The organism is Pseudomonas sp. 11/12A (genome assembly GCF_000800055.1).
Lineage (GTDB): Bacteria > Pseudomonadota > Gammaproteobacteria > Pseudomonadales > Pseudomonadaceae > Aquipseudomonas > Aquipseudomonas mohnii.
On record NZ_JUGV01000001.1, the window covers coordinates 278,958 to 291,253 of the forward strand.

Annotated in this window: 10 protein-coding genes; 8 read left to right on the forward strand and 2 right to left on the reverse strand. The window is 66.5% G+C overall.

What is annotated here, in order from left to right:
- The first annotated feature begins 84 nt into the window (after nucleotides 1-84).
- The 8 genes from GQ39_RS01330 (at nucleotide 85) to GQ39_RS01365 (ending at nucleotide 8,544) form a co-directional block, all read left to right on the forward strand.
- Nucleotides 85-2,358, forward strand: coding sequence for a helicase-related protein (locus tag GQ39_RS01330; protein WP_047526656.1), 2,274 nt, complete (start codon nucleotides 85-87; stop codon nucleotides 2,356-2,358).
- Between the two features lie 197 nt (nucleotides 2,359-2,555).
- Nucleotides 2,556-3,125 carry a PFGI-1 class ICE element type IV pilus protein PilL2 gene (pilL2, locus tag GQ39_RS01335; protein WP_047526657.1) on the forward strand — a complete coding sequence of 190 codons (570 nt, stop codon included), beginning with the start codon at nucleotides 2,556-2,558 and terminating at the stop codon, nucleotides 3,123-3,125.
- On the forward strand, nucleotides 3,122-3,769 hold the full coding sequence (locus GQ39_RS01340) for a hypothetical protein (RefSeq protein ID WP_047526658.1): 648 nt from the start codon (nucleotides 3,122-3,124) through the stop codon (nucleotides 3,767-3,769). The genes pilL2 and GQ39_RS01340 overlap by 4 nt, the downstream gene beginning before the upstream one ends.
- Before the next feature lie 9 nt (nucleotides 3,770-3,778).
- Nucleotides 3,779-4,498: a TIGR03759 family integrating conjugative element protein gene (locus GQ39_RS01345; protein WP_047526661.1), complete on the forward strand. Its 720-nt coding sequence runs from the start codon at nucleotides 3,779-3,781 to the stop codon at nucleotides 4,496-4,498.
- Entirely contained in the window at nucleotides 4,483-5,103 is a 621-nt protein-coding gene (locus GQ39_RS01350) for a lytic transglycosylase (protein ID WP_047526662.1), read from the forward strand. Before GQ39_RS01345 ends, GQ39_RS01350 begins: the two co-directional genes overlap by 16 nt.
- Nucleotides 5,100-5,633, forward strand: coding sequence for an integrating conjugative element protein (locus GQ39_RS01355; protein ID WP_047526664.1), 534 nt, complete (start codon nucleotides 5,100-5,102; stop codon nucleotides 5,631-5,633). The genes GQ39_RS01350 and GQ39_RS01355 overlap by 4 nt, the downstream gene beginning before the upstream one ends.
- A gap of 8 nt (nucleotides 5,634-5,641) precedes the next feature.
- Nucleotides 5,642-7,798: a type IV conjugative transfer system coupling protein TraD gene (traD, locus tag GQ39_RS01360; protein WP_047526665.1), complete on the forward strand. Its 2,157-nt coding sequence runs from the start codon at nucleotides 5,642-5,644 to the stop codon at nucleotides 7,796-7,798.
- Nucleotides 7,795-8,544 carry a TIGR03747 family integrating conjugative element membrane protein gene (locus tag GQ39_RS01365; RefSeq protein WP_047526667.1) on the forward strand — a complete coding sequence of 250 codons (750 nt, stop codon included), beginning with the start codon at nucleotides 7,795-7,797 and terminating at the stop codon, nucleotides 8,542-8,544. Before traD ends, GQ39_RS01365 begins: the two co-directional genes overlap by 4 nt.
- Before the next feature lie 91 nt (nucleotides 8,545-8,635).
- Here the strand turns inward: GQ39_RS01365 and GQ39_RS01370 are convergent, their stop codons facing one another.
- Nucleotides 8,636-11,263 (reverse strand): AAA family ATPase, encoded by a 2,628-nt coding sequence (locus GQ39_RS01370; RefSeq protein WP_047526668.1) that lies wholly within the window; start codon nucleotides 11,261-11,263, stop codon nucleotides 8,636-8,638.
- A 114-nt stretch (nucleotides 11,264-11,377) separates the two neighbouring features.
- On the reverse strand, nucleotides 11,378-12,187 hold the full coding sequence (locus GQ39_RS01375; protein WP_047526669.1) for a DEAD/DEAH box helicase: 810 nt from the start codon (nucleotides 12,185-12,187) through the stop codon (nucleotides 11,378-11,380).
- Nucleotides 12,188-12,296 lie beyond the last annotated feature (109 nt).

Sequence of the window (12,296 nt, forward strand, 5' to 3'; positions counted from 1 at the left end):
TCGCGCCGCTTCTTTCTTTCCCCCCAGGGGCATGTCGCCGCCCCGTGAGGGAGGTGCATGCCCCATTTGCTTTGGAGCATCACCATGTCCCTCGATCTCGAAACCATTCCCGAAACCGCTGTGCAGGGCGACCTGCTCGAAGCGGCCGCTTCACCCCTCACGCTCAGCCTGCAGGACTTCTTATCGGAGTTCGGCGACGAGTTGCTCGATTCGCTCAACCGCGCCAATCCTCCGGTCTACACCGGCCAGGTGCGGGTGCATCGGCAACTGATCCTCGCCGCGCTCAAGCGCAAGCTGTTCCCGGCGCAAGCCGATGTGGTCCATGCCGTCACCGAGCTGTTGGTCGATCGCGGCGAACGCGCCGCGATCGTCAATGGCGAGATGGGCTGCGGCAAGACGACGGTGGGTATTGCCACCGCCGCCGTGCTCAACGCCGAAGGCTACCGCCGCACCCTGGTGCTCTCGCCACCCCACCTGGTCTACAAGTGGCGGCGCGAAATCCAGGAGACGGTGGCCGGCGCCAAGGTCTGGGTGCTCAATGGCCCGGACACGCTGGTCAAGCTGCTGAAACTGCGCGAGCAGTTGGGCGTGCCGGCCCAGGGCCAGGAGTTCTTCGTCCTGGGCCGCGTGCGGATGCGGATGGGGTTCCACTGGAAGCCTGTCTTCGTTCGGCGGCGCATGCCTCACGGCGACGTGGGGGCCTGCCCGGATTGCGGGCATGTCATCACCGACCTCGACGGCGAGCCGATCAACCCGGTCGAGCTGGAAGCCGAGGAGTCCCGACGCAAGTGCAGCCACTGCCGTGCACCGCTGTGGTCGTTGATCCGTCCGAGAGGCCTGTCCGCCAGCGACCAGTCCTCGACCGTGCTCAAGGCACTGAAGCGTATTCCAACCATCGGGGAAGTCACCGCGCAGAAGCTGATGCAAAAGTTCGGTGACGCCTTCCTCGCGTCGATGCTCGGGGACAACATCCACGAGTTCATCAACCTGATGGATGGCAACGGCGAGCTGGTCTTCTCGGACCGGCAAGCCCATCGGATGGAACGTGCGATGGCCAACATGGAGTTCGGCTTCGGCGAGGGCGGCTACCAGCCGTCCGAGTTCATCAAGAGGCAGCTTCCCCAAGGCACGTTCGACCTGCTCATCGCCGACGAGGCACACGAGTACAAGAACGGCGGCTCCGCACAGGGCCAGGCCATGGGGGTGTTGGCGGCCAAGGCGCGCAAGACGCTGCTGCTCACCGGCACACTGATGGGCGGCTACGGCGACGACCTGTTCCACCTGCTGTTCCGAGCCCTGCCGGGGCGGATGATCGAAGACGGCTACCGGCCGACGAAGAGCGGCAACATGACGTCGGCCGCGATGGCGTTCATGCGCGATCACGGTGTCTTGAAGGACATCTATTCCGAGAGCACTGGCACGGCGCACAAGACGGCCAAGGGCACCAAGGTATCGGTGCGCACGGTCAAGGCGCCGGGTTTCGGTCCGAAGGGCGTGCTGCGTTGCGTCCTGCCGTTCACGGTCTTCCTCAAGTTGAAGGACATCGGTGGCAACGTGCTGCCGCCCTATGACGAGGAGTTCCGCGAAGTCGCGATGGACACGGCGCAGGCCGCGGCCTACCGCGATCTGGCGGGTCGGCTGACCCAGGAGCTGAAGCAGGCCCTGGCGAAGCGCGACACGACGCTGCTCGGTGTAGTCCTCAACGTGCTGCTGGCCTGGCCGGACTGCTGCTTCCGGTCGGAAACCGTGGTGCATCCGCGCACGCGCAACACCTTGGCGTTCGTTCCGGCTCAGTTCAACGAGCTGGAGGTGATGCCCAAGGAACGCGAGCTGATCGAGATCTGCAAGCAGGAGAAGGCAGAAGGGCGCAAGACCCTGGTCTATTCGGTCTACACCGGCACGCGCGACACCACGTCGCGTTTGAAGGTGCTGCTGGAGCAGGAAGGCTTCAAGGTGGCGGTACTGCGCGCGAGCGTGGATGCCTCCCGCCGCGAAGACTGGATCGCCGAGCAGTTGGACCGCGGCATCGACGTGCTCATCACCAATCCCGAGCTGGTGAAAACCGGCCTGGACTTGCTGGAGTTCCCGACCATCGTGTTCCTCCAGTCCGGCTACAACGTGTATTCGTTGCAGCAGGCCGCCCGGCGCTCATGGCGCATCGGCCAGAAGCAGCCGGTGCGCGTGATCTACCTCGGCTACGCCAACTCCTCGCAGATGACCTGCCTGGGGTTGATGGCCCGGAAGATCATGGTGTCGCAGAGCACGTCGGGCGACGTGCCCGAGTCCGGACTCGATGTCCTGAACCAGGACGGCGACTCGGTGGAGGTGGCACTGGCACGGCAGCTTGTCACGGTCTGATCCATGTGCTCATGCCGGCGGCCCCTCGGGGTCGCCGGCTTCTTTCCACGGCCCTTCGGGGCCGTTTTTCTTGGGCGTATGACAGTCCATGGCGCCGCCCGCCATGTATTCGGGCGGGCGTCAGTGCGTTTTGTTTGCTGCCCGCAGGCCAAGCGGCGGCGATGGTGAGCGCTCCGTGTTCCAGGGAAGCGCCCTCCATGCAACCATCCATCCGCGCTGTTCACCGCCTGGCCCTCGCCGCTGGCTTGCTGGCCGGCAGCCTGTTGGCCGCCGGCTGCGCCACGACCGCCGCGCCGTCTGCGCCAGCGGTGCCGTCCGCATCGCCGACCGCCGTCGCGCCGGAGCCGGGTTTCGTTCCGGTGGCCCGCTACGGCCGCTACACCCTGGTCGAGCTGGTGCCGGAGCCCGCGCAGCGTGATCTCTTGCAGCAGGCGGTGGAGGTCTCGATTCCGCCCATGCTCGATGCCAGCGTGGGCGATGCCATGCGCCACGTGTTGCTGCGTTCCGGCTATCGGCTCTGCAATGCGGCCGAGGCCGCTACGCTCTACGCGCTGCCGCTGCCTGCCGCACATCTGCGCCTGGGCCCGCTGATGCTGCGCGATGCCTTGCTGACCCTTGCCGGCCCCGCCTGGGAGCTGTCGGTCGATGACTTGACCCGCCAGGTCTGCTTCAGCCGGCACGGTGCTCCTACCTTCCTTTCCGCTGACCCGCCCGGCACCGCCACGCCCGTGCCGGACGCCGACCGGCCCGAGGAGATGCAGCCATGACCTTTCCCCAAGCGCCATCCGAGCGCCATTCCCGCACGCGCTGGCTCAAGATCGCGGCGGCCTTCTGGCTGCTGCTCATCAGTGCCGTGGCAGTCATCAACAACGTCGGCCTGTCGCGGCTCGCCGAACAGACCCAGGGCAGCGCACAGGATGCGCAGGTCAAGGCGCTGGGCCTGCGCGTGGCCGATCTCGAACAACAGGCCGATGCGGACAAGCGCCGGCCGGCGCCGATCGGCCAGGCCGAATTCGCCACCGCGCGGCAGGCGCTGGACGAACGGATGACGCGCCTCGAAGAGGCCGAGGAGGCGAGGGCCTTGGCCATCGACCTGCAGACGCTGCAGGCGCGCGTGAACGCAATCGAAACCCGCCTGGAGAAGGCCCGGCAGGTGGCCTCCGCCGCTCGTCCGCGCGCTCCGGTTGCGACGAAACCCAAGGTGCCGGAGCCGCCGTTCCGGGTGCTCGGCGTGGAGCTGCGGGGAGGCGAGCGCTTTCTGTCGATCACCTCCACCGCCGCGGCCTCGCTCGCGGGCGCCCGGCTGCTGCGCGAGGGCGATGCCGAGGGCGACTGGCAATTGCAGTCCATCGAGGCGCAGGCGGGCGTGTTTCAGGTGAACGGCCAGACGCAGCGCATCGCGGTGCCGTAGGAGGTCGCCATGATCCTGCGTTCGTTGCTCGCTGCCGTCGTCCTGTTCGCCGCTTTCGGCGCATCCGCCCAGCCGGCCCCGGTGACGAACTCCCGCATGGTGCCCACCCAGGTGCAGCCGGGCGCGGATGCCGCGCTCGACGAGAGGCAGGCGCGGGAGTGGGGGCTTCACCCCGAGGAGTGGGCGCGTTACCGGCAACTGATGCAGGGGCCGCTCGGAGTCTATTCGCCCCAGCTCGATCCGCTCACCGCGCTGGGCATCGAGGCCCGCAGCGAGGAGGAGCGCAGGCGCTACGCGGAGTTGCAGGTGCAGGCCGAGGCCCGGCGCGTCGGCAAGACGCTGGCCTACCAGCGGGCCTACGACGCGGCCTGGCAGCGCCTGTTTCCTGGCCAGCCGCGCGTGAGCCTGCCCGGCGCCAAGGCGCAGGGTGCCGGCAACACCGGCTCCGGGCGCCTGGCGATCTTCGTCAAGGCCGACTGCGCACCGTGCGCGCAGCGCGTGCAGCAGTTGCAAGCGGCCGGCACAGCCTTCGATCTCTACATGGTCGGCAGCCGTCAGGACGACGCGCGCATCCGGCAGTGGGCCACCCAGGCGGGCATCGACCCGGCCAGGGTGCGCGCCCGCACCATCACGCTCAACCACGATGCGGGGCGCTGGCTGTCGCTGGGCCTGCCCGGCGATCTGCCGGCCGTGGTGCGCGAGGTGAACGGCCAATGGCAGCGGCAATAGGTACTCCGGGCCGGAAGCGTCGGCCATCCCGCGTCGCTATCCGCTGCACCAGCGCCGCGCTGCTGCTCGCCACCGGCGGCTGGGCGTTGGCCGCCCTGGCGCGGGAAGTGCCGCCGCCGGCCTATCAAATGGCGGCGCATCGTGCAGACGTGCCGGCGGCGGTGCTGTACGCGGTGGCCTTGCAGGAGAGCGGCGCCATGCTGCGCGGGCGCCTGATCCCGTGGCCGTGGACGCTCAACGTCGCCGGCTCGCCACAGCGCTATGCCACCCGCGCCGAGGCCTGCGCGGGGCTGCACCGTGCGCTCGCCCACACGCAGGCCAATCGCATCGACGCCGGCCTCGGCCAGGTCAATCTCGGCTACCACACGCATCGCTACACGCAGCCCTGCGAGCTGCTGGACCCGTACCGCAACCTCGCCATCGCTGCGGAAATCCTGCGCGAACAGCACACGCCGGGCGAGGACTGGCTGCTTGCCATCGGCCGCTACCACCGGCCCGCCGGCGGGGCACCCGCGGCGCGCTACCGGCGCAGTGTGCATCGGCACCTGACCCGCGTGCTCGACTCCGGCGTTCCCGTTCCAACCCTCCAGGCCACCACGCCATGAACCACATCGTCCTCATCGCCGCCATCGGGCTGCTGTCCACGACCACCGTCTTCGACCAGACCGCCTCCGCGCCGCTGATCGTCGTCGAAGACCGCGGCGGTGACTCCGCGCTGCCGTACTACCAGTCGCTGAATCCCCAGCCGGATCAGGCCGCGCCGCCGGCCCCGATGCCGGCCCCTCGCGTGGGCAACGCGGCCGACGCCGAAGCCGCCATGCTGCCGGTGCGCTCGACGCAACTGTCGCCGGGCGAGGTGCAGCGCCGCGTCATCCGGGCGCCGGGCCTGACGGCGCTGTTCCTGATCGGCGACGACGAGCGTTCGCGCGCCTGGCTGCGGCAGCGGCAGGCGGTGCTGCGCGAGCTGCAGGCCGTGGGCCTGGTGGTCAACGTGGAGTCGATGGCCGCGCTGACGGCGCTGCGTAGGCTGGCTCCCGGCCTGACCCTCTCGCCGGCCTCCGGCGACGACCTGGCCCAGCGCCTGGGCCTGCGCCACTACCCGGTGCTCGTCACGTCCACCGGCGTCGAGCAGTAGGTGCGCAGATGGCCCAACCGCATGCGGTCGAGGTTCTGCTGCGGCCAGCGGTGGAGCTTCATACCGTGGCGGTCTGCACCAGCGCCGCGATTCTGTGCCTGGTGGCACCGTGGTCGCTCGCGCTGAACCCGCTGCTCGGCCTGGGCTCGGCGCTGGCCTTCCTGACCTTCGGCGCGATTCGTCTGCACGATGCCTGGGCGATCCTGCGCTATCGCCGCAACATCCGCCGCCTGCCGCGCTACGTGATGACCAGCCGCGACGTGCCGGTGAGCCAGCAACGGCTGTTCGTCGGCCGTGGCTTTCGCTGGGAGCAGCGACACACGCACCGGCTGATGCAGACCTACCGGCCGGAGTTCCGCCGCTACGTCGAGCCGACGGCGATCTACCGGGCCGCCCGGCGGCTGGAGGAGCGGCTTGAGTTCGCGCCGTTTCCCGTCTCGAAGCTGGCGCGCGTGCTGGCCTGGGACAGCCCGCTCAACCCGGCGCGGCCGCTGCCGCCGGTCGGCGGAATGCCGCGCCTGCACGGCATCGAGCCGCACGAGGTCGACGTCACCCTGCCGCTGGGCGAGCGCGTCGGCCACACCCTGGTGCTGGGCACCACGCGCGTGGGCAAGACGCGGCTGGCCGAGCTGTTCATCACCCAGGACATCCGCCGCAAGGTCCGCGGCGAGCACGAGGTGGTGATCGTCTTCGACCCCAAGGGCGATGCGGACCTGTTGAAGCGCATGTACGTCGAGGCCAAGCGCGCCGGGCGCGAAGGCGAGTTCTACGTGTTCCATCTGGGCTGGCCGGACATCTCGGCGCGCTACAACGCCGTGGGCCGGTTCGGGCGGATCTCCGAGGTGGCCACGCGCATCGCCGGACAGCTCTCGGGCGAAGGCAACAGCGCCGCGTTCCGCGAGTTCGCCTGGCGCTTCGTCAACATCATCGCGCGTGCCTTGGTGGAGCTGGGGCAGCGCCCCGACTACCTGCTGATCCAGCGCCACGTCATCAACATCGACGCGCTGTTCATCGAGTACGCCCAGCACTACTTCGCCAAGAACGAGCCGAAGGCCTGGGAGGTCATCGTCCAGCTCGAAGCGAAGCTGAACGACAAGAACATCCCGCGCAACATGATCGGGCGCGAGAAGCGCGTGGTGGCGCTCGAACAGTACCTGTCCCAGGTGCGCGTCTATGACCCGGTGCTCGACGGCCTGCGCAGCGCCGTGCGCTACGACCGGACGTACTTCGACAAGATCGTCGCTTCGCTGCTGCCGCTCTTGGAGAAGCTCACCACCGGCAAGATCGCGCAACTGCTCGCACCGAACTATTCCGACCTGTCCGACCCGCGGCCGATCTTCGACTGGATGCAGGTCATCCGCAAACGCGCGGTGGTCTATGTGGGGCTGGATGCACTGTCCGACGCCGAAGTCGCGGCGGCGGTGGGCAACTCGATGTTCAGCGACCTGGTCTCGGTTGCCGGCCACATCTACAAGTTTGGCATCGACGACGGGCTGCCCGGCGCCGCGGTGGGCGCCAAGATTCCGATCAACGTCCACGCCGACGAATTCAATGAACTCATGGGCGACGAGTTCATTCCGATGGTCAACAAGGGCGGCGGTGCCGGCGTGCAGGTGACGGCCTACACGCAGACCTTGAGCGACATCGAGGCGCGCATCGGCAATCGTGCCAAGGCCGGCCAGGTGGTCGGCAACTTCAACAACCTGTTCATGCTGCGCGTGCGCGAGACCGCCACCGCCGAACTGTTGACGCGACAACTGCCCAAGGTCGAGGTGTACGCCACGGCACTGATGAGCGGCGCCACCGACAGCTCCGACCCGCACGGCAATACCGCGTTCACGTCCAACACCCAGGACCGCATCAGCAGCAACAGCGTGCCGCTGATCGAGCCGGCGCATGTGGTGGCGCTGCCCAAGGGGCAGTGCTTCGCGCTGATCGAGGGCGGCAACCTCTGGAAGGTCCGCATGCCGCTACCGGCACCGGACCCCGACGAAGCCATGCCGAAGGATCTGCAGGAGCTGGCCGGCTACATGCGGCAGCACTACGTCGAGGCAGGAGACTGGTGGGAGAACCAAGGCATCCCCGGCCTGCAGGACAAGGCGCTGCCCGACGACCTGCTGGACGACTTCAAGCAGATGGCCGCGGCCGAAGAGGCCGAAGCATGAGCGATCCGGCCGTCGCGGCCCAGCGCCAGCAGCAACGACAGCAAGGCCTGATCGCCGGCCTGGTCACGCTGCCGTTCCGCTTCTTCGGCGCGCTGTGCGGCGCGCTGCTGCTGTGCATCCTGATCGAATGCGTCGGCATGCACTTCTGCTGGCCCGAGCAGGGCTGGCGCCACGCGCAGGGCATGCTGCACTACGAGCTGGATCAGCTCTCCACGCATTTCACGCGCAGCGCGCTGGTGCAGGAGCCGGGGCGCACCGCGCACCGGCTGGTCGAGCAGGGCTACGACTGGCTGTTCGTGAAAAGCGGTCTGCTGGATTGGATACGCGACGCCTCGGCGCAGGCCAGCGCCGGCAGCCATCGCCCGACCAAGGATTTCCGCTACTACATCGGCTTGGTCTACGTGAACGTGGAGAGCTACCTGATCGCGGCGGCCTACACGACGCTGGTCTTCCTCGTGCGGCTGCTGGTGCTGTGCCTGACCCTGCCGCTGTTCCTGATGGCCGCCTTCGTCGGGCTGGTGGACGGCCTGGTGCGCCGGGACATCCGCCGCTTCGGCGCGGGACGCGAGTCGGGGTTCATCTATCACCGAGCCAGGGCCAGCCTGATCCCGCTGGCCGTACTGCCGTGGGTGACTTACCTGGCACTGCCGGTCAGCGTGAACCCGCTGCTGATCCTGCTGCCCAGCGCCGCATTGCTCGGCGTGGCGGTGTGCATTGCGGCGGCGACGTTCAAGAAGTATCTGTAGCTGCAGCCCTGCGCCAGGTCAGATGAACGATGCCATAGTTTCGGTTCTCTGCTTCGTCAAGTACGCCAGCATTGGCGAGAACGAATACGTTTCAAGCAATCCTCTTCTGCCTGTCTCGCAGAGACGCGGTCCAGTCCTTCAAAGCCTGGATGTCCTGAAAGAGATCAGTGGGTGGTGGCGGCGCAGCATTCCTACCGCTGGATGGATCGTGTGCGTCAACAACGTCGCAGCACTTCTTGAATCCGGCGGCGAAAGCATCGCAGTCAGCCTCGGTGAGCGCACTGACCTTCTTCAGGTCCTTGGCGTTGATGTAGTCCCTGTGGCGTTGAATAACGCGGACGAAAGCGATGTCCTCCAGGCCGCGCTCCCATGTGGCGCGCAGCGAGTTGTAGAGCTTTGCCACCTCGACCGCGTACTCGTCTTCCTGGTTGTTGTCATGCAGCAGCTTTGCCGCACGTGCCGCCTTCTCCAGCTTGTCGATGCGATCTTCGACGCTCTGGGCCTTCCAGGGCAGGCCGTCGGCCACCATACCGGCTCCCGCGGCGCCACGACTGAGCGTCGTGAGCCGCACTGCCCGCCCGGTCTTCGTCGCGTGGTCGTTCAGATCGTTCACGAACACCAGATCATGCGTGAAGACGATGACCTGGCGGTTCTCCGCTTCTTCCACTAGACGCTTGGCCACCTGCCCTCGCCAGCGATGGTCCAACGAGGACACCGGGTCATCGAAGACCAGAGCAGAGCGGTGCATTGCGGTGGCAAGCTCGGTCATGAAGGCGGCCAGCGCCACGCAGGTCTTTTCCCCTTCGCTCAGGATTTCGTGGACCTTGGCATCCGGCTTGGCGAAGAGGCGCACCTGATACTGCGGTGAGCCGTACTTGCCGCCGGAGCGCACGATTTCGACGCGAACCTTCGAGGCCGCAAGCCTGACAATCTCTTCCTGAAATCTGTCGCGCAGCCGAGGCGTAATCACGGTGTCGGCAATGTCGTTGCCCATCTTGGTGATGGTGTTCGTCGCCGTGTCGCCCGCACACTCGGTCAGAAACTGGATTGTCTTCAGCCGCTGTATTTCGTCAGTGACGACCGGCAGCATGCCGGCGAGCAGCGCCCGGTCGCTCAGCTCGGCGAAATCGGCTTCGAGCTTCTTGCGTTCATCCGCGTCAGCGGACTTGCGCAGCTCGGCGGCGTAGTTGCGGATCGTGGTCTGAAGCTGGCCGAGATCAGGCAGCGGCGACAGTGGAACGGGCGGAAGCTGTACCTCGCCGTTTCCGCCCAGGGCTTTGAGCAGAACGTGGCGCCGCAGCCGGGCTGCGGCGATGAAGCGGCGCGTCTGCTGCTGCGGCACCTCATTCTGGAGGCCCAGCTCGTCAAGACTAGCCTTCACCGCCCGTGTGCCGATTGCCCCGGCAGCTATGGTCTGCCGTGCGGTCTGAGCTGCCTTCTCTGCCTCGCGTGCCAGCTGTTCTGTGTCCTTCTGGATGAAATCCTCGAAGCGTGCCATCCGTGCACGTGCCTCAGCTTCCAATGGCTGCTGGCAAAGCATGCAATGCGCGTCTTCGGCCGACGGCGGGAACGGCTGTCCGGGGTAGGCGATCTCCGTCGAGTAGCGTCGGGCGGAATCCCAAAGCGCCCGCCACGTCTCGCCGCCGACGCCGGCAAGGGGTTCGCCCGTGAAGGCCTTCTCCGCGGCAAGACGTGCAGCGTCCCGTTTCGACCGTGCGTCCCTCGCGAGGGCAGCGGCTGCCAGCAGCTCCTCATCGGTGGTTTTGGCTGCAAAGCTGTTCACTGCGGCAATCAGCCGCATGACGTTGTCTGCTTTGACGGTCTGTTCCGCCGCTGCCTTGGTCGGATTCTTCGACAGGTCTTCCCGCAGGCGCTCGAGACGGGCGCTTTCGTCTGCCGAGAGCGCCGCCAGGGCTTCGATCTTCTTTGCGTCTGTGTTGGCGTTCAGCGCGGCAAGCGCCTTCCCCACGGCCGTGGTGGCCTTCCAGTTCGGTGCCGCAAAGATCGGATTGCGGGCCTTCTCAAGCTGCTTCTGCTCAGCTGCGAGGGCATCCTTCACCGCCTGGCAGGCTGCAGCAAGCTCATCCGGTACGTCCAGGCCAAAGGGGCGGAATGCAACTTCGTTCTTCTCGCGGATATGCACGGAGGCGCAGTCGCTATCGAACACGCTCACCGCTGACAGCGTTGCATGCGGATTTGCGCCGTTCTGCCACTGTTCGACCGGCTGCGGCACACCGCCGACCCCGTACGCGATGCTCGCGCCGACGCGCTTCGGGGGCTGATCGGCATACACATTGGGTTCGATCTTTCCGGCATGCCTTGCACGACATGCGCGCTTCAGGATTCGTGCGTAGCCGGACTTGCCCGCACCGTTGTCGCCGTAGATGATCGTGATTCCATTCGGCTCGAAGCCGAGGGTCTGGCCGGCGGCAAGGTTGTTCACGCCGGTCACGTCGGCGATCGACAGAAGCGATACCGCGGCGGTCTGACCGGGGTTGGCCGGAAGGTGGGCCTTCTCCAGCGGTACCGCTTTCAGCGCGCCTGCGGGGGCACCTTTGCCCTGTTTGCAAAGGTCCATGAGTTCGCCGATATCGGCCTCCGTCAGACGGCCGTTTGCGATGATGCGGCGCAGGGCGTCACGCTGCCAGAGAGGACGATCCTTTGACCAGTCCAGAATCGTCTCTAAGACGGTCTTCTGCTGTGCGGCGGGCTTCTGCATTTCTTGTTCCTCTTCCCTGCCGGTTCATCATGCCCGTGAAGCGGCGATTTCGCGCCGCCTGGGTGCCTTGCCGGTATCGCTCTTGCTCACCGAAGTCGATCGAGGGCAACTCAATTACGCCTTGACCTCAAAGCGCAGGTAATCCGTGATCCGTTTCGACTCGCTGACTTCGTCATGGGGCACCAGCAGGTACTTCCAGAGCTTGGTGCCTACGTTCGCCGCATGATCGGAAGCGTGCTTGCACCAGCGCATGGCGGCAGCGGCCTTGGCCTGAACTTCCTGGGTGTTGATGTCGGCGCGTGCCTTGGTCTCCACCATGAAGATGGTCGCTTCTCCGAACACGCGGTCATCGATGAAGCTGACCAGCCCATAGAGTTCGAGCAATGAGTTCTGCAACGGCGTCGCGGTCAGGAGCACCTTGGAGTGAACGCGCGACAGCGCCTCCTTGAGGGTCTTGGCGATGACGTTGCTGGTCTTGTAGACGTTACGGAGGCGATGGGCTTCGTCGAGGACGACCAAGTCCCAGTCGATGCCCTTGACATCGTCAGCCTTAGCCTTCGCGAACTGATAGGAACAGATGATCGGACCGGACGCGAACAGGAACGGGTTCTGCCGCTCCTGTTTTCGGATTGCGTTGTAGCTTTGGGCTTCGAGGATCAGCCCTTGTAGGCCGAACTTGTCCTGCAGCTCCTGGTGCCACTGCTTGCGCAGGTTCGCCGGAACGATGATGAGGACCTTCCGCCGCCGTTCGGCCCAGCGTTGGAAAAGGACCAAGCCGGCTTCGATGGTCTTGCCCAGACCGACCTCGTCGGCGAGGATCACGCCGCGTGAAAGGGGGTTGCGGCAAGCGAAGAGCGCGGCCTCGACTTGATGGGGATTCAGATCGACTTGCGAATCGACCAAGGTCGAAGCCAGCGACTCCACGGAGTCGCCTGCTGCACGCCTGGTCAGCAGCCAAGCAAAGTACTGGCTCTGGTGCGGCGTCAGAAGCTGCGGTGTTGTCAACGGCAATCCTCCCCTTGTTTCTCCCCGA

Bases quoted from the DNA above. Each gene is read 5' to 3' on its own strand.
- GQ39_RS01330 (WP_047526656.1), top strand. From the start codon at position 85: ATGTCCCTCGATCTCGAAACCATTCCCGAAACCGCTGTGCAGGGCGAC.
- GQ39_RS01370 (WP_047526668.1), bottom strand. From the start codon at position 11,263: ATGCAGAAGCCCGCCGCACAGCAGAAGACCGTCTTAGAGACGATTCTG.
- GQ39_RS01350 (WP_047526662.1), top strand. From the start codon at position 4,483: ATGGCAGCGGCAATAGGTACTCCGGGCCGGAAGCGTCGGCCATCCCGC.
- traD (WP_047526665.1), top strand. From the start codon at position 5,642: ATGGCCCAACCGCATGCGGTCGAGGTTCTGCTGCGGCCAGCGGTGGAG.
- pilL2 (WP_047526657.1), top strand. From the start codon at position 2,556: ATGCAACCATCCATCCGCGCTGTTCACCGCCTGGCCCTCGCCGCTGGC.
- GQ39_RS01365 (WP_047526667.1), top strand. From the start codon at position 7,795: ATGAGCGATCCGGCCGTCGCGGCCCAGCGCCAGCAGCAACGACAGCAA.
- GQ39_RS01345 (WP_047526661.1), top strand. From the start codon at position 3,779: ATGATCCTGCGTTCGTTGCTCGCTGCCGTCGTCCTGTTCGCCGCTTTC.
- GQ39_RS01340 (WP_047526658.1), top strand. From the start codon at position 3,122: ATGACCTTTCCCCAAGCGCCATCCGAGCGCCATTCCCGCACGCGCTGG.
- GQ39_RS01355 (WP_047526664.1), top strand. From the start codon at position 5,100: ATGAACCACATCGTCCTCATCGCCGCCATCGGGCTGCTGTCCACGACC.